Below are 15,763 nucleotides of genomic sequence, written 5' to 3'. Positions count from 1 at the left end.
AAACGTCGGGGCCTTTGTCAGTTGTGCGGCAACAGATTTCAGCCTTACTTTGAACGATCATTCCTGGAGATGAACATGAAACTCGGCGTATATACAGCAATCCTGCACGACCGCGATCTGCCGGAGGCGCTCGATGCCCTGGTCGAACTCGGCTTGAACGGTGCTGAGATTAACTCCGGCGGATTCCTCCCGCCGCGGCATCTACCGATCGATGCTGTCATGTCCAGTGACAGCGCTCGAGACGACTATCTCGGCCTGTTCGCCGAACGAAACATCAAGCTCACCGCCCTGAACTGCAACGGCAACCCCCTCCATCCCGATCCTGAGGTCGGCTTGGTTCAGGGTCAGGATGTCTTCACCTCCATCTCGGTGGCGCACCGTCTCGGAGTGAAACGCGTGATCACGATGTCGGGGCTGCCAGCGGCGCACGACGGGGGACTGCGCCCGGCTTGGGCGGTCAACCCGTGGAACAGCGTCGATATGGACACGCTCGACTACCAGTGGCACGACGTGGTGATTCCCTATTGGCGCCGCGTCAACGAGTTCGCCGCAGCGCACGACGTGAAGGTAGCCATCGAAATGCACCCGCAAAACGTCGTGTTCAACCCCTCGACACTCGTGCGCCTGGTCGACGCCATCGATGCGACCCACGTGGGGGCCGAAATGGACCCCTCACACTTGTTCTGGCAACAGATCGATCCGATTAAGGCCATGGAATACCTCGGTGAGCTTGTCTACTGCGCTGCCGCCAAAGACATTCGAATCAATGAGGCGGTCAGTATCCACGGTGTGCTCGACGATCGGTTTCGTCGAGTGCCCGCAGCGGAGTATCCGCTGTCTCTCGGCGGAAAATACACGCTGTGTGAATGGCCGAAAGACTCAGCGTGGGATTTCGTGGCTGTCGGTCTCGGACACGATCAGGATTTTTGGAATCGTTTCGTCGCGACGCTCGCCCGGGTTGCTCCCGAGACCGACCTTGCCATCGAGCACGAGGATGCGTCCTTGGACAGGCTCGAGGGGCTTCGCGTTGCGGTCGATACTTTGAGCGTCGCCTTCGCCGGGGTGCCGATCGCGGAGCAGCGCGGGGCACGGTAGTGGTCGCCAGAAAATGAGTCGCGTGCCGAGGAACAGGCGTCGGCTCTGTCGAGAAAGTATCGGACCCGAGGTTGTGATTTGGATTGAGTGCGTCGATTTCATGATCGACAGGCGACAATTGATGCAACGAAGGTTGCAGACATGAAGAAGAACAGAAACTGGCTCGCCGCGCTCATCGTCATTCCCCTGGCGCTGGCAGGATGCACGGCCAATTCGGCAGACACGACGACCGCCGCATCCGCGGAGATTGTCATCGCCGTCGTCACGCACGGAACACCGGGCGACACCTTCTGGGACGTCGTCAAGAGCGGCGCGGAGCAGGCCGGCACCGACCTGGGGGTTACCGTCACGTACCAGGGCGATGGCGACCCGGTGAAGCAGAGCCAGCTGATCGCTGCAGCCATCGCCACGAATCCGGATGGCCTCATCGTCTCGATGGCCAACCCCGACGGCGTTCGGAATGCGGTTGAAAAGGCGGTCGCCGCCGGTATTCCGGTGATAACCATCAACTCCGGCCTTGAGCAGTCCAAGGAATTCGGTGCCCAGACCCACATCGGTCAGAGTGAGTTCATCGCCGGCCAGGGCGCGGGCGAGCAGCTCGCCGAAGCTGGTGTCGGCAACGTCATCTGCGTCATTCACGAGGCCGGCAACACCGGGCTGGAAGAACGCTGCGATGGAGCAGCTGACACCCTCGGCGGCACGGTCACCAACGTTCAGGTTGACGTCGCGAACATCGCGGACGCTCAGAACACCATCAAGAGCAGCCTTCTGGCCGACTCGTCCATCGATGGCGTGCTCACCCTGAACCCGGGCATCGCCGTCGCGGCCAGCCAGGCCATCGAGGAAGCCGCCAGCACGGCGCAACTGGCAACCTTTGACGTGTCCTCCGACGTGACGCAGCTGATCCTCGACGACAAGATCCTGTTCGCCGTCGACCAGCAGCCCTATTCCCAGGGCTACCTCCCGGTGACCTTCCTCACCCTGCAGGCTCGCAACGGCGATGTTGTCGGCGGCGGTCTGCCGGTCTACTCCGGCCCCGGCTTCGTCACCAAGGACAACGCAGCCGAGGTCGCGAAGTTCGCGAAGAATGGAACGCGATGACCCGTACCGCACCCGCGGTGACTGATGAACGGATGATCGATGAAAGGCTCAAGCCAGCCGGTCTCATCATCACGCTGCTGCGCCGACCCGAGGTCGGCGCAGCGGTGGCCGCCCTCGCCATCTTTATCTTCTTCTCGGTCTCGACGCAGGCGTTTCTGACGCCTGCCGGCATGGCCACCTGGCTCTACTCGGCATCGCTGTTCGGCATCATGGCCGTTGCGGTTGCCCTGCTCATGATCGGCGGGGAGTTCGACCTCTCCGCCGGCGCCATGGTCGGTACGACCGGACTGATCGTCGGAATCGTCACAACCGAGTGGGGCGTCACTATCTGGCTCGCCCTCGTGATTGCCCTGGCGATTGCCCTGGCCATCGGTGCGGCGAACGCCTTCGTGGTGATGAAGACAGGGCTGCCGAGCTTCATCGTCACCCTCGCCACCTTCTTCATTCTGCAGGGAGTGAACCTGGCGGTCACCAAGATCATCACCGGCACGGTGTCGATTCAGGGCATGAGCGCCGTTCCCGGCTTCGATGCTGTCAAGGTGTTCTTCGGCTCCTCGTTCGCATTGTTCGGCATGGACGTGAAGATCTCCATTGTCTGGTGGATCGCGATAACCGCTCTCGCCACCTGGATTCTGCTGCGTACTCGCTCCGGAAACTGGATCTTCGCGGTTGGTGGCCAGATCGAAAGCTCACGCCAAGTGGGCGTGCCGGTCATGAAGGTCAAAATGGGCCTGTTCATGACCACCGCCGGCGCGGGCTGGCTCGTCGGAATGCTCCAGCTGTTCGATGTCTCGACGGTGCAGGCCACGACCGGAATCGGCCAGGAATTCATCTACATCATCTGCGCTGTGGTAGGCGGATGCCTGCTGACCGGCGGCTACGGATCGGCCATCGGTGCGGCCCTCGGCGCTCTCATCTACGGCATGACCCTGCAGGGCATCGTCTTCGCCCAGTGGGATAACAACTGGCTCAAGGCGTTCCTCGGTGGGATGCTGCTGCTGGCCGTGCTCGTCAACCTTTATGTACGCCGCCAGGCAGGAGTTCGCTCATGACGCCGGGAGACACATCCGCTGCCCCGCCCATTCTTGAGGTTCGGGATATCGGCAAGACATATGGTTCGATTCTGGCGCTGCGGGGAGTATCGGCCTCGGTCGGGGCAGGTGAGGTGCTCTGTGTGCTGGGGGACAACGGTGCCGGCAAGTCGACCTTCATCAAGATCCTCTCCGGGGCGCACGCGCACACCCACGGCAAGCTTCTCGCCTACGGTGTCGAGCGCACCTTCGGCAGCCCGCGCGAGGCGCTGGACCTGGGCATCGCCACGGTGTATCAGGACCTCGCCGTGGTTCCGCTGATGCCGGTGTGGCGCAACTTCTTTCTCGGCTCCGAATTGACGCGCGGGTTCGGCCCGTTCAGCCAGCTGGACGTCAAGGGGATGCGCCGGATCACCAAGGAAGAACTCGCCAAGATGGGCATCGACTTGCGCGATGTCGACCAGCCGATCGGCACCCTGTCGGGCGGTGAACGCCAGTCGGTGGCCATCGCCCGAGCCGTGTATTTCGGCGCGAAGGTTGTCATCCTCGACGAGCCGACCTCTGCTCTGGGAGTCAAGCAGGCCGGTGTCGTGCTGAAATACATCGCTCAGGCCCGCGATCGCGGCCTCGGCGTCGTCTTCATTACGCACAACCCGCACCACGCCTACCCGCTCGGCGACCGGTTTCTGCTGCTGAAGCGTGGAACCAGCCTCGGCGGTTTCAAGAAGAGCGAGATCACGATCGAAGAGATGACCAAGCTCATGGCCGGGGGAGCGGAACTTGACGCTCTCGCCCACGAACTCGCTCGCGCCTAACCCGCTGGATCCACAAAAAAGTCTGGCCGTCTGACCCTTTGGGGTTAGGTGACCAGACATTTTTTTTGGTGCTTTTGGCAGGACTGCTACTTCTCGACCAGCGTTACTTCGAAGGAGTACAGGTCGGGGCGATAGCAGTGCTGGCCGAACTCGACCGCGCGTCCGGAGTTGTCGAAGGCCGTGCGGTCCATCGTGAGCAGCGCCGCATTCTTCTCGATCTCCAGCAGCACGGACTCCTCGTTGGTGGATTTGCGTGCTCCGATGTGCTGGCGGGCGACCCGCATCGTCACACCGCGCGAACGCAGCACCTGGTAGAGCCCGTGCGCGACGAGATCGTTGGGTTCGATTCCGATGAATTCCTCGGGGAGCCAGTTTTCCATCACGGCGACCGGCACGTCATCGGCCAGGCGCACGCGCCGAATGTACAGGGTGGGACTGCCCTCGGCCACGCCGAGTCGCTCAGCCGTTTTCGCATCCGCTACCCGGGTTTCGAGAGCGAGAAGGTGCGTCGAGGGAACCTTATGCGTGTTGGTGAGGTCGTCGTAGAGACTGGTCAGTTCGACCTTGCGCGTCACCTGGCCGTGCACGACCTGGGTTCCGATGCCGCGACGGCGCACCAGCAGGCCCTTGTCGACGATTTCTTGGATGGCGCGGCGCACTGTTGGGCGGCTGAGGCCCAGGCGCTGGCCGAGGGCGACCTCGTTCTCCAAGCGTGATCCGGCCGGCAGCTCACCACTGAGAATGGCCTTCTCGATGCGCTGCGAGACTTGAAAATACAGCGGAATCGGGCCGGACCGTTCCAGATCCATGAACATTCCCATGGGGAGCGTGTTTTCTTCCTTCGCGCTCATGTGACCCCTTCACTGACATGCCAAGAGCTTTGGCTGATTGTCATGACAATATCAGGTCATAGCGACGTTGTCAGGAGGCGCGGCAGGTCACATTCATGACGCCCTCCGCGGCGCCGGTGGCGGTGTTATTGCATTCGACAATATTGCTGAGCTCCGGCGTCATCGAATAGCCAAAGCCCGGACCGTTCACGGCGGCGGTGTTATTGCGGAAGATATTGTCTGTGCCCCACCCGTCGAGGATCTCGTGGGTCTGAAAACCGTCACGGAGCGAATTCGTGCCGGTGTTCGAGTCGATGACCCAGCCGTTTCCCTTGATATCCACCCAGGAGTCGGCCTCGCTCAGCGCCGACCCGTCGAAGGTATTGTGGCTGACAATTCCGTTGCTTGTGCCCTCCTTCACATCGACGGCTTCCGAGGTCGTCTGCGAGAACGAGTTGCCCGTCACCGTGTTGCGATCGCTCCGGTCTGGCTGGCATCCGCTGATATCGCACCAGTTGCTGTCGGCTGTGCCGATATAGACACCCTCGCCGAACTTCGGTTTGCGCAACCCGGTGTCGAAAACGATATTGTCGGCGACGGTGTTGTCGGTGCTGAACCGGCGAAGGTGGATGGCTTCGTCGCCGATCGTAGAGACGGTCAATGCGCGAATGGTGGACCCGACAGTACCGTCTGCCATGACACCTTTTTGCCCGTTTGTGACAGAAAACCCCACCAGATTCCAATACTGGGCGCCGTCGAGATGCATCACGTAGCCGTTCATCGGGTCGCCGCCGTCGAGCACACTGTCGGTTCCGCCGCACAGAGTGATCGGCTCGTCGACGGTGCCTGACGTCGTCGCGACGAAGTTGCCCTGATAGTTTCCGTCCGCCAGCCCGATGACGTCCCCGGGTGCGGCGTCGATGAGTGCTGAGGACAGCTCGTCAGCCGATAGTACGTTGATCGTCGCGCGCGGGCAACCTGCCCCTGGTTGGGGCCGCACAGAGTCCTGTTGCGCGGCTGTGGCGGAGGGCGAAGGCACGGGGGACGCGCCCGCCGTCGGCTCCGCAACGGTGGCTGCAGGGGCAGGCCGGGCTATTGAAACGGATGCCCAGACCAAGCCGACGGCCAGTGCGCCTCCCAGAAATGCAGCGCCTAAGGCGAACCAAGGTCGGTTGGCGAGCAGCTGTTTCACGTAGTAAGTTCCATTCCGTCTGGTTCGAACGCCCGTAGAACGCGTTCAGGCGGCTGCTCGGAGCGGTGTGCGCCGAACTTCGGGTCAGCGATCGCAGCTGGAGGCGTTCGCACTTGATTCAGGTCGGCGGCATCGACCACGCCCAAGGTTAGGGTACTCATCGGAGCCAGGTTGGCATAAGGATGCACAATTCCCGTGCGCTTGCGTCGCATTCCGGTGCCGGCGGTGATGAGCACCAGAAGTCCCAGGCTGAGCCACAAGACGGTGAGCGGCTGAAAAATGCTCCGCAACAGGACATCCAGCGGTTTCGTGCTCCTCCAGTCGTCGAGATCGTTCTCGGCCCGAATCGTCCCCTCGGTGCGGGACACGTCGATGCCGCTCGGTCCCGTACCCGACACAGTGTTGTGGCTCACCGTCGATGGTGCCGCGATGCCCACAAGTGTGATCGCGTGGTTGTTGACCTCTTCGACGACGTTTCGGTCGATGAGACCCGAGGAATCCCGCAGATAGATGCCGATGCCGCCTCCGACCACGGTATTGCCCTGCACCGTGGCGTTTTGCACCAGATCGCGCAGTGCTATTCCCTGGAGGTCGGAGCGTTCCACGAGGTTATTCTTGACGATCACGCTATCTGTCCCGCCGCGGATCACAATGCCCATCGTGTGGTTCTTGACGGTATTGCCAGAAAGAGTGATGTTAATGCCGCCGACAACGTCGATGCCATACCGACCATTCGCGGTAATTATCGAATTATTGATTGTGTTGTTTCCAAACGTGCCAGTGGGGTTGCCAGTGGCGTTCGGCCCCTCTGCGAGGGGACGGCCGTCGATGGAGACGCCATTGCGGCCATTTCCCGATGACGTCAATCCGTCAAAGATGACCCCGGTGGTCGCTCGGGAGAGAGCAAATCCGTCAAGCGCATTGTTCGTCGATGCGGAGCTCGAGACTCGGCTGTTTGTCACGTGGCGATGAAACACCAACCCATTGACTATGTTGTCGCTGAACTCGGAGTCGTGGACATCGACACCTTCGGCACTCGTGACAAACAGCCCAAAGGCGTTGTGGTCGAAATGAGACGACGTGATCGACGCCGACACATAGCTGTAACCCCTCAGGTCCGGCTCGAGGTCCAGCGTTTGCGCCTCATCCGGTCTAGCCGGAATGAGCTCCTGCCCGTACACGATCGGGTTACCATCGTCCGATAGAGCAAGGTCGCCTTTGCTCTCCGTCGTGGTGGCTGGAAGCTCGGTTCCGGTCAGGGATACGCCGCCGGTCATGCCGGACCAAAAACCGAGATGATGAAAATTCGCGTTCGAAAAGCTTGCATGGCCGCCGATGACACGAATGTAAGCTCGTCCATCCGACGTGTCCGTGTCTACCGTTCCGGTGTCTGGATCCCAGCTTGAGACATCCAGCGGTTCATCGGCTGACCCTCCCAGGGTGAGGGAGCCACCCATTGTGACAATGGACACGAAGAGATCAGAGCTGCTGACCAGACGCAGTGCCAGCCCATCGTTGCTGTGAAAGTTGAGGGTTGCGCCCTCCTCGACGACGATGTTCTCTGAGAGCAGGTAGGAACCGTCGGGCTGACGCACCAACCCTCGTGGGAAAAGTTTGAGGAGATCGTCAAACGAGTAGTCGGCCTCACGGCTGGTCAACACCAGTGTGTATGAACTGCCGGTAGCCAGTCGATACGGCTTGAATTGATTGACGCCGGTCCATTCGGCTGCGTTGCTAATTGCCCGAACGTCAATGAGCCGTCGGTCCTCGGCGGCAACGAGCAGGGCTTCGGCGGTCGGATCGCCTGGATAGGGCGCGGCGGTGGCGGTTGCCTGGTCGTCTGCGGCGGCCGGAAGCACCGGAAACACAGGTAGGGCGACGATGGCCCCGAGTGCTATCGCCAGCACCGCGGGAAGCAACCGCATTAGTGCACCGGTTCCGCGATAAGCGTGCGGGCCGTTTGCCCGTCGCCTCCGACGCTATCGGCGTGGCGCGTCAACCAGCCCTGTTTGTTCATGGTCACGAAGGCAAAAACCTTGATGGGGAGCGCGATGAAGATTACGGTCAGAGCTACGATCGGTAGAAGAAAAATTTCAACGGGGTGTCGCCGCAGGTGTGAGAAACCGCGGATTCCGCGCCCCAGAAGTAGCCAACCGACCGTGGCCACGATGCCCAGCGTGCTCAATTCCAGTCGGCTGAACAGCAGATATCCGATGGTCAGTCCCATCGTGACCGGCGTGAGGAGAATCTGCAGCACCGTAATTTTTGTGACGAAGGGAACGCGCCAGAGCCACCCCTTCGCAATTGCGGTGAGATAGCAGCGGTAGGAGTTGCGGCTCCAGCGCACACGTTGCTTGACGAACGCAGCAAAGCTGGACGGGAACATTGAGAGCGCACGGGCGGAGGATTGGTGCACGGTTTTATAACCGGATGCCAGAACCAGCCACGTGAGACGGCCGTCATCTCCCGAGATGCAGCGTCGACCCAGAAAGAATTCATTCTCAAGATTGTCGAGGACGGGCAGTACCGCGTCACGACGATAGACCGCGGTACGGCCAGAAACGCAGGGCACGGCACCAGCGCGCCCCATAGCCGGAACGTAGTCGTAGTAGCGCAGATTGACGAGCCAATCAGCGATCAGGCGCCACAAACTGGTCTCGCGCTGGTAGACATTCTGTTGGGTACTCACGCCGCCCACCAGCGGATCAATGAATGGTTTCTGAGCGGCCTCCAGAAAGCCATCGGTCCAGGACGTGTCTGAATCAGTTAGAAAGAGCAATTCTGAGTCGGCCAAACGAATGCCGGCACCGAGTGCTGATCTTTTACCAGCATGGTGAAACAGAATCGGTCGAATCAGCGGGTCGCTCAAAGCCTCGATGCGCTCGTAGGCCTCGATGTCGGCGACATCGAGCACGATGATGATCTCGGTCGGGTCTTGCGCGCGCCAGGACGCCAAACAGCGCAGGAGAATTTCCGGATCCTCATGGAACGACGGCACGACGACAGAGCACGTCGTACGAAAAGTACTCTCGATTGCGTGGGCCCGGCGGGACAAAACCACACGATAGAGCCAGAGAGCCCAGACGATTGATCCGGCGATGGCGATGGGAAAGTACGGGGCGAGACTGGCAAGGGTGTCGGTAACGACGTGCCAACCATATTGCAGGAGTGCGGGTTCCGAAGCGAAAAAAGCGGATGGGGGCATGGTGACGGGTGTCCTTGCCTAAGCATTGCCGGGTAAGCAAGCCAAAGACAGTCCCGGGACGGGGCCCGATCGACGGAGATCGAGATCGCGGTTGACCCGACACGCAGCGGCCATAACCTGACGATCTCTCGGCTATTGACTTGACCCTAGGGGAGGTGAAATGCCGGAGGCCACCCCCAGACTAGGGGGGAGTGCGCTGTACTCGATCGAGGGGGTTGGCGTTGGTGGGCCGCCGACGGGAAGCAGCGCTCTAGCTGCAAGCGATGTTGGTGAGTCCCTTCGTGGCCGTCGAAGAATCGCATTTCACGGTGTTTCCGGCAGTCTTCGACGCAATGTTAACTTCGTAGCCGGGTACGCCCCCCGTTACGGTGTTCCAGCTGAATGCATTCTGCCCGCCCCAGCCGGTAAGCACTGAATGAACCTGAAAAGCATCCAGCAGGGTTGAATCCCCTGTATTGCCGGAGATGGTGTAGCCATTGCCCTTGATGTCCACCCAGGAGTCGGCAGAGTTTTCTGCCGACCATCCGGCGCGGTGGAAGGAATTTTGAATTATGCGACCGCCCGTGGTGCCTTCCTTGGTGTCGATACCTTCGGCCGTGGTGTTGGTAATGGTGTTTCTCTCAACGACGACGTTGTCCGAGCGGTCTGGCGTCGTTGATGATCCCATGACGGAGCCCCAATTGCTCTTGGCGCTGCCGACGTAGATGCCTTCCCCGTACGCCGGAGTCTTGAGCCCGGTGTCGTGAATGAGGCTGTTGCGAATGGTGACATTGCTGCTGCTCGTTCGCACATGCACGGCTTCCTGGCCGATCGATCCCACGTTCACACCGTCGATGACGCTGAAGTCGGAATTGTCCAAAACGATTCCCTTGGCTGCCTGTGTAACGCTGAATCCGGACAGGTTCCAGTACGGTGCGGTCAGGTGCAAGGCGTAGCCGGATTGTGTTGCAGAGCCCGTGGTGAGCACGGCGCGTCGGGAACCCGTCACGGTGATCGGTGCACCAGCTGTGCCGGATTGCGCGCCCGTAAACTTACCGAGGTACTTGCCGTCGGCCAGTGTGATGACGGTACCGGGTGTGGCGCTGGCAAGCGCGGACGTGAGCTGGGCCACGGTTGATACTGTGACGGCCGTGGCCGCTGAGGCCGAAAGAGGCGTGGCAACGGCGCATATGACGAGTACAGCAGACGCGAGTATGGGCAGAGTGCGTGCGGGCAGAGCGCGTTCGGGGGTAACTGTGCTGGCAAAACGGGGTGAACGTGACACGGTGGAGGTGCTCCTTGCTGAAATGGCCGAGTTGGCTATCCACGGTGACAATGATGGGCCGAGTTGAACGGGCATATCGTGTCATTCCCCATTGTGGGGGTGTTGGCTAGTGGTCCCCAGAATCGGTGAAGCGCAGACCAATGTCAAGCTTTTCTCATGTATCCCAGCCGGAGCACAGGGTTCGCGTCAGGTACCGAGACTGGCGACCGCAGCTACCGCTGCACGAACGGATGCCGCCGCCTCGGCCGCCTCCGCCGCCGACGTGCCAGCACCCAGCGTGAACCGAACAGCGGTCAACGCCACGTCGGCCGATAGGCCCATGGCAGTGAGCACATGCGAAGGCTCGCTGCTGCCGGCCGCGCAGGCGGACCCGCTCGAACAGACGATGCCGCGCGCTTCGAGCTCGAGCAACACAGCCTCGCCGCTGGTGCCCGGAAATACGAACGATGCGGTGCCCGGCAGGCGGTCGGTCGGGTGCCCGGTGAGCCGGGCCGACGGCGTCTCGCGCAGCACCGTGCCGATGAACTCGTCGCGGAGGGCGCTGGTGCGCTGGGCAGTGAGAGCCCGTTCCTCGCCGGCCAGGCGCAGCGCCACGGCCAGGGCCACCGCACCGGCGACGTTCTCGGCGCCGCTGCGCTTGCCGCGCTCTTGGCCACCGCCGTGCAGTAGCGGCTCGATCACGAGGCGGCCGCGCAGAAAGACGGCGCCGATGCCGGGGGGAGCACCGAGCTTGTGGCCGGAGAGGCTCAGTGCGTCCACGCCGAGGGCTTTTACGTTGAGGTCGAGCCAGCCACCGGCCTGCACTCCGTCGGTGTGAAAGGGCACACCCTGCGCGACAGCGGCCAGTTCAGCCAGGGGCTGCACGGTGCCGACCTCGTTGTTGGCGTAGTGCACCGACACGAGGGTGGTGTCGGGGCGGAGCGCGCGGGCCAGGTCGGCGGGGTCGAGGCTGCCGGCGGCATCCACTGGCAGCAGGGTGATCTCAAAACCGTGCAGCCGGCGCAGGTAATCGCAGGAGTCGAGCACGGCCTCGTGTTCGATCGGAGTCGTGACGATGTGGCGGCCGCGCGGGGCGCCGAGGGCGATCCCCTTGACGGCGAGGTTGTCGCTTTCGGTGCCGCCGCTCGTGAAGGTCACTTCGCCGGGGCGACAGCCGAGCGAGCGGGCGACGCTGCGCCGCGCCTCCCGCAGCACGGCGGCGGCCGCCTCACCGACCTGGTGGTGACTCGACGGGTTACCGAAGCCGCTGGTGAGGTGCGGCCACATCGCCTCAAGTACTTCGCGGCGTACCGGGGTCGTTGCGGCGTTGTCCAGGTAGATCATGGGTTCGCAAGTGCGAACCCGGCCGGCGTGCTGACCCGAATGGCCACGTCGAGCCCGAGGTCGAGCGAGTGCACGCTGTGGGTGAGAGCACCGACCGAGATGACGTCGACACCGGATGCCGCGATGGCACGTACCGTGTCGAGCGAGACTCCGCCGCTGGCCTCGACGATGGCCCGGCCGGCGATCTGCTGAACCCCTTGAATCAGGTCCTCGGGGCTGAAGTTGTCGAGCATAATCGTGTCGATGCCGGCCGCGAGCACGTCGTCGATCTGGTCGAGCCGGTCGACCTCCACCTCGAAGTGGGTGGTGTGCGAAAGCTTCGCCCGCACTTCAAGCAGGGCCTCGGTCAGGCCGAGCGGGCCGGCCGCGAGGATGGCGAGGTGGTTGTCCTTGGCCATCACCGTGTCGGAGAGGCTGAACCGGTGGTTGTGGCCGCCGCCATCGCGCACGGCCTGGCGCTCCAGGGCGCGCAGCCCGGGCGTGGTCTTGCGGGTGTCGACGATGCGGGCCGTGGTGCCGGCCGTCTCGGCGACGTACCGGGCGGTCAGGGTGGCGATTCCGCTCATCCGCTGCACGAAGTTCAGCCCGATGCGCTCCCCCTGCAGGATGCCGCGGGCGGGGCCGGTCACCTCGGCCAGCGTGGCGCCGGTGTCGAACCAATCGCCGTCTTGGACGAACGGACGCACCTCAATGCGCGGGTCGGTCAGGCGAAAGGCCGCCGCGAAGACGGCGGTGCCGCTGAATACGCCCGGTTCGCGCGCCTCGAGCCGGGCGGTCGCGACGGCGTCTTCAGGAATGAGCACGGCCGAAGTGAGATCGCCCCAGGGCGCGTCCTCGTCGAGGGCGGCCTGCACGACAACGTCGATGGAGTGATTGCTCAGCATGCGATGGCCTCCTTGGCCGGAATGAGTGAGCGGGATTGCGAGTAAGACATGGCGAGTTCGGGCCGGGTGTCGGTGAAGTCGGAGCGGTAGTGCGCGCCGCGCGACTCCTCGCGGGCCAGGGCTGCGCTCACGAGTAGGCGGGCCAGGTCGAGCAGGTTGCGGTCCTCGAGGGCGGCGACGTCGGGGCTGGTCGCTGGCGGCGAGACCCACTGGGTGAGGCTGTGAGCGGCGTGCCTGAGGCCGACGCCGGAGCGGTGTACTCCGGCAGAGTCCCAGAGGAGCTGCTGCAACGTTTGGCGGTTGACCAGCGTGCCGAGACCGGCCGGCGGTGTTCTCGTGGCGGTCTCGGCAGGCTCGACCAGCGAGGGGGAACTATCCGCAGGTTGGCTCGCGTTGGCCGGGTCGAACAGCGGGTGGGGGAGGTATTCAGAGCGGGTCGCGTTGGCGAAGCTGCGGGAGAGCACTGTGAATGGGGACAGCGTCGTGCTCGCCCGCCAGGGCTCGCCGAGCGCGCGTACGGCTCGGTCCGCGAACACGGCCGCCTCGAGCAGGGAGTTGGAAGCGAGCCGGTTGGCGCCGTGCGCCCCGGTGCGGGCGACCTCGCCGACGGCGAAGAGGCCGGGCAGGCTGGTGCGACCCCAGGCATCCGTTTCCACGCCGCCCATCCAGTAGTGCGCGGCCGGGGCCACCGGAATCGGATCGACCGCCCAGTCCAAACCGGCAGCCCGGCAGGCCGCTGTGATCGTGGGAAACCGGGTTTCGAGCAGCTCGCGGCCCAGTGCGGTTGCGTCGAGCAGCACCGGCGTGCCGCCCTGCTGCTCCATCTGGCTGGCGATCGCCCGGGCGACAACGTCGCGCGGCGCGAGCTCGGCGTCGGCGTGCTCGGCGAGCATAAAGCGATCGCCGAGTTGATCGCGCAGCACGGCGCCTTCACCGCGCACCGCCTCCGACACGAGCGGTGTGCCGGGCACGGCGAGTGCGGTCGGGTGAAACTGGTAAAACTCCAGATCGGTAACGGATGCTCCCGCTCGCCACGCCGCCGCCACCCCGTCCCCGGTCGCGACCGAGGGATTGGTGGTGTGCGTGAACAGCGCGCCGGCCCCGCCGGTGGCCAGGATCACGGCGTCAGCGGCCAGCGAAAGCTGCACGCCGTCCGGGCCGAGCACGCGGGCGCCCGTCACCCGGTCATCGTCCACGATCAGGTCGACCAGCATGGTGTGCTCCCGCACCTCGATCGTGGCGCGGCGTTGCACGGTCGCCACGAGCGCTGCCTCGACCGCGGCGCCGGTGGCGTCACCGCCGGCGTGCACGACGCGGGAGCGGGAGTGGGCGGCTTCGAGGCCGCGGGCCACGCCGGATTCATCCCGGTCGAAGTCCACGCCGAATCGAATCAGGTCGCGCACCCGCGCCGGACCCTCCTCACAGAGCACGCGCACGGCCGCCGGGTCGCACAGACCGGCGCCGGCGCGCAGCGTGTCGACCACGTGGGTGTCCACCGAGTCGTCGCGAAACAGGGCGGCGGCGATTCCGCCCTGGGCATAGCGGGTATTACTTTCGGGCAGTACCGACTTGGTGACCAGCACCACCTGGTGGCCGGCATCCGCTGCCCGCACTGCGGCCAGCAGGCCGCCGAGGCCGCTGCCGATCACGAGGATCGCGGCCATGTCAGGCGCCGACCAGGTGCGAGTCCAGCAAAGCAGTGGGCGCAATGGATGCCGGCGGTCGGGCCGCCAGCATCCGCTCAAGGGCGACGCGCGCGTGTACAGCGACATCGGCCGACACCGTGATCTGGTTGAGGACCTGGCTCGGCGCCTCACCGCCCCCGACGAGCGCCTCGAGCACCCAGGCCAGGTAGCCGGCGTGGATGCGGTACATGGTCGAGCAGGGGCAGATCACCGGGTCGAGGCAGAATATCTTGTGCTCGGGGTGCTGGGCGGCGAGCCGGTTCACGAGGTTGATCTCGGTGCCGATGGCGAACGTTGTACCGGCCGGAGCTGCGGCGATGGCCTTGGCTATAAAATCGGTGGATCCGGCCGAGTCGGCGGCGTCGACGACCGCCATCGGGCATTCCGGGTGCACCAAAACCCGCACGCCGGGGTGCTCGGCGCGGGCGGCGTCGATCTGCGGCACGGTGAAGCGGCGGTGCACGCTGCAGAAACCGTGCCAGAGCACGACGCGGGCGGTGTCGAGTTGCTCGGCCGTGTTGCCGCCGAGCGGCTTGGTCGGGTTCCACATCGGCATTTGGTCGAGCGGCACCCCCATCGCCTTGGCGGTGTTGCGGCCGAGGTGCTGGTCGGGGAAGAACAATACGCGCTGGCCGCGTTCGAAGGCCCACTCGAGCACGGCCTTGGCGTTCGAGGAGGTGCAGACGATGCCGCCGTGCTCGCCGCAGAAGCCCTTGAGCGCGGCGGAGGAATTCATGTAGGTGACCGGAATTACCGGAACCCGGCCGGAGGCATCCGCTTCGGTGCCGTAGAGGTCTTCGAGCTGTTCCCAACACTCGGTGACCGAGTCGATGTCGGCCATGTCGGCCATCGAGCAGCCGGCGGCGAGGTTCGGCAGAATGACGGCCTGATCGGGCCCGGAGAGCAGGTCGGCGGTTTCGGCCATGAAGTGCACGCCGAGAAACACGATCGCGGCGGCGTCGGGGCGGCTCTGGGTGGCCTGGGCGAGCTGAAAGCTGTCGCCGACGAAATCGGCGTGCCGCAGCACCTCATCGCGCTGGTAGAAGTGTCCGAGAATGACGACCGAGTCGCCGAGCACGTTCTTGGCCTCGACGATGCGGGCGCTGAGTTCCTCCGGCGAGGCAGTGCGGTAACGCTCGGGCAGTGCGCCCTGGCGGGGAGAGCCGGCCGGAATAACGTCACCCATCGACGATCCGGGGCCGTAGCCCGGGGCTCGGGTGTCGAATTCCCACGGATCTGTTGCCAGGTCGGGGCTGCACGTGCTGCCGGCGGCTTTGCCGGTGCCGATGAGACGAATGGTGGTCTCGACCGAGGGAATAGTCATGGTCGTGCTCCTAG

The 15,763-nt window shown here is 63.8% G+C and carries 13 protein-coding genes; 4 read left to right on the top strand and 9 right to left on the bottom strand.

What is annotated here, in order from left to right:
• Positions 1–75 precede the first annotated feature (75 nt).
• From CXY80_RS05785 to CXY80_RS05770, 4 genes are all read left to right on the top strand, one after another.
• The gene (locus tag CXY80_RS05785) at positions 76–1,095 is read left to right on the top strand and encodes a sugar phosphate isomerase/epimerase (protein ID WP_104131912.1); all 1,020 of its coding nucleotides are present in this window, start codon (positions 76–78) and stop codon (positions 1,093–1,095) included.
• 141 nt (positions 1,096–1,236) lie between these two features.
• Positions 1,237–2,196 carry a sugar ABC transporter substrate-binding protein gene (locus tag CXY80_RS05780; RefSeq protein WP_104131911.1) on the top strand — a complete coding sequence of 320 codons (960 nt, stop codon included), beginning with the start codon at positions 1,237–1,239 and terminating at the stop codon, positions 2,194–2,196.
• Positions 2,193–3,248, top strand: coding sequence for an ABC transporter permease (locus CXY80_RS05775; RefSeq protein ID WP_199182232.1), 1,056 nt, complete (start codon positions 2,193–2,195; stop codon positions 3,246–3,248). The genes CXY80_RS05780 and CXY80_RS05775 overlap by 4 nt, the downstream gene beginning before the upstream one ends.
• Positions 3,245–4,042 carry an ATP-binding cassette domain-containing protein gene (locus tag CXY80_RS05770; protein ID WP_092450217.1) on the top strand — a complete coding sequence of 266 codons (798 nt, stop codon included), beginning with the start codon at positions 3,245–3,247 and terminating at the stop codon, positions 4,040–4,042. The genes CXY80_RS05775 and CXY80_RS05770 overlap by 4 nt, the downstream gene beginning before the upstream one ends.
• 86 nt (positions 4,043–4,128) lie before the next feature.
• Here the strand turns inward: CXY80_RS05770 and CXY80_RS05765 are convergent, their stop codons facing one another.
• From CXY80_RS05765 to nadA, 9 genes are all read right to left on the bottom strand, one after another.
• Positions 4,129–4,893, bottom strand: coding sequence for a GntR family transcriptional regulator (locus CXY80_RS05765; RefSeq protein ID WP_092450215.1), 765 nt, complete (start codon positions 4,891–4,893; stop codon positions 4,129–4,131).
• Positions 4,894–4,963: 70 nt separating this feature from the next.
• The gene (locus tag CXY80_RS05760; RefSeq protein WP_146070686.1) at positions 4,964–6,064 is read right to left on the bottom strand and encodes a right-handed parallel beta-helix repeat-containing protein; all 1,101 of its coding nucleotides are present in this window, start codon (positions 6,062–6,064) and stop codon (positions 4,964–4,966) included.
• The gene (locus CXY80_RS05755) at positions 6,061–7,989 is read right to left on the bottom strand and encodes a right-handed parallel beta-helix repeat-containing protein (protein WP_104131910.1); all 1,929 of its coding nucleotides are present in this window, start codon (positions 7,987–7,989) and stop codon (positions 6,061–6,063) included. The genes CXY80_RS05760 and CXY80_RS05755 overlap by 4 nt, the downstream gene beginning before the upstream one ends.
• Positions 7,989–9,269 (bottom strand): glycosyltransferase, encoded by a 1,281-nt coding sequence (locus CXY80_RS05750; protein ID WP_104131909.1) that lies wholly within the window; start codon positions 9,267–9,269, stop codon positions 7,989–7,991. Before CXY80_RS05750 ends, CXY80_RS05755 begins: the two co-directional genes overlap by 1 nt.
• Before the next feature lie 250 nt (positions 9,270–9,519).
• A complete protein-coding gene (locus CXY80_RS05745; protein WP_104131908.1) occupies positions 9,520–10,380 on the bottom strand; it encodes a right-handed parallel beta-helix repeat-containing protein in 861 nt (286 codons plus the stop codon).
• 339 nt (positions 10,381–10,719) lie between these two features.
• Positions 10,720–11,856, bottom strand: coding sequence for a cysteine desulfurase family protein (locus CXY80_RS05740; RefSeq protein ID WP_104131907.1), 1,137 nt, complete (start codon positions 11,854–11,856; stop codon positions 10,720–10,722).
• Positions 11,853–12,740: a carboxylating nicotinate-nucleotide diphosphorylase gene (nadC, locus tag CXY80_RS05735; protein ID WP_104131906.1), complete on the bottom strand. Its 888-nt coding sequence runs from the start codon at positions 12,738–12,740 to the stop codon at positions 11,853–11,855. The genes CXY80_RS05740 and nadC overlap by 4 nt, the downstream gene beginning before the upstream one ends.
• On the bottom strand, positions 12,734–14,404 hold the full coding sequence (gene nadB, locus CXY80_RS05730; protein WP_104131905.1) for an L-aspartate oxidase: 1,671 nt from the start codon (positions 14,402–14,404) through the stop codon (positions 12,734–12,736). Before nadB ends, nadC begins: the two co-directional genes overlap by 7 nt.
• Position 14,405: 1 nt before the next feature.
• Entirely contained in the window at positions 14,406–15,749 is a 1,344-nt protein-coding gene (gene nadA, locus CXY80_RS05725) for a quinolinate synthase NadA (protein ID WP_104131904.1), read from the bottom strand.
• Between the last annotated feature and the right edge of the window lie 14 nt (positions 15,750–15,763).

Source organism: Cryobacterium sp. M91 (genome assembly GCF_002929615.1).
GTDB lineage: Bacteria > Actinomycetota > Actinomycetes > Actinomycetales > Microbacteriaceae > Cryobacterium > Cryobacterium levicorallinum.
Note: the sequence above shows the minus strand (reverse complement) of the source record. Positions and strands in the feature narration are given on the sequence as shown.

Excerpts from the sequence above, each read along its gene's own strand:
- CXY80_RS05785 (WP_104131912.1), top strand. The coding sequence starts at position 76 with ATGAAACTCGGCGTATATACAGCAATCCTGCACGACCGCGATCTGCCG.
- CXY80_RS05780 (WP_104131911.1), top strand. The coding sequence starts at position 1,237 with ATGAAGAAGAACAGAAACTGGCTCGCCGCGCTCATCGTCATTCCCCTG.
- CXY80_RS05775 (WP_199182232.1), top strand. The coding sequence starts at position 2,193 with ATGACCCGTACCGCACCCGCGGTGACTGATGAACGGATGATCGATGAA.
- CXY80_RS05770 (WP_092450217.1), top strand. The coding sequence starts at position 3,245 with ATGACGCCGGGAGACACATCCGCTGCCCCGCCCATTCTTGAGGTTCGG.
- CXY80_RS05765 (WP_092450215.1), bottom strand. The coding sequence starts at position 4,893 with ATGAGCGCGAAGGAAGAAAACACGCTCCCCATGGGAATGTTCATGGAT.
- CXY80_RS05755 (WP_104131910.1), bottom strand. The coding sequence starts at position 7,989 with ATGCGGTTGCTTCCCGCGGTGCTGGCGATAGCACTCGGGGCCATCGTC.
- CXY80_RS05750 (WP_104131909.1), bottom strand. The coding sequence starts at position 9,269 with ATGCCCCCATCCGCTTTTTTCGCTTCGGAACCCGCACTCCTGCAATAT.
- CXY80_RS05740 (WP_104131907.1), bottom strand. The coding sequence starts at position 11,856 with ATGATCTACCTGGACAACGCCGCAACGACCCCGGTACGCCGCGAAGTA.
- nadC (WP_104131906.1), bottom strand. The coding sequence starts at position 12,740 with ATGCTGAGCAATCACTCCATCGACGTTGTCGTGCAGGCCGCCCTCGAC.
- nadB (WP_104131905.1), bottom strand. The coding sequence starts at position 14,404 with ATGGCCGCGATCCTCGTGATCGGCAGCGGCCTCGGCGGCCTGCTGGCC.
- nadA (WP_104131904.1), bottom strand. The coding sequence starts at position 15,749 with ATGACTATTCCCTCGGTCGAGACCACCATTCGTCTCATCGGCACCGGC.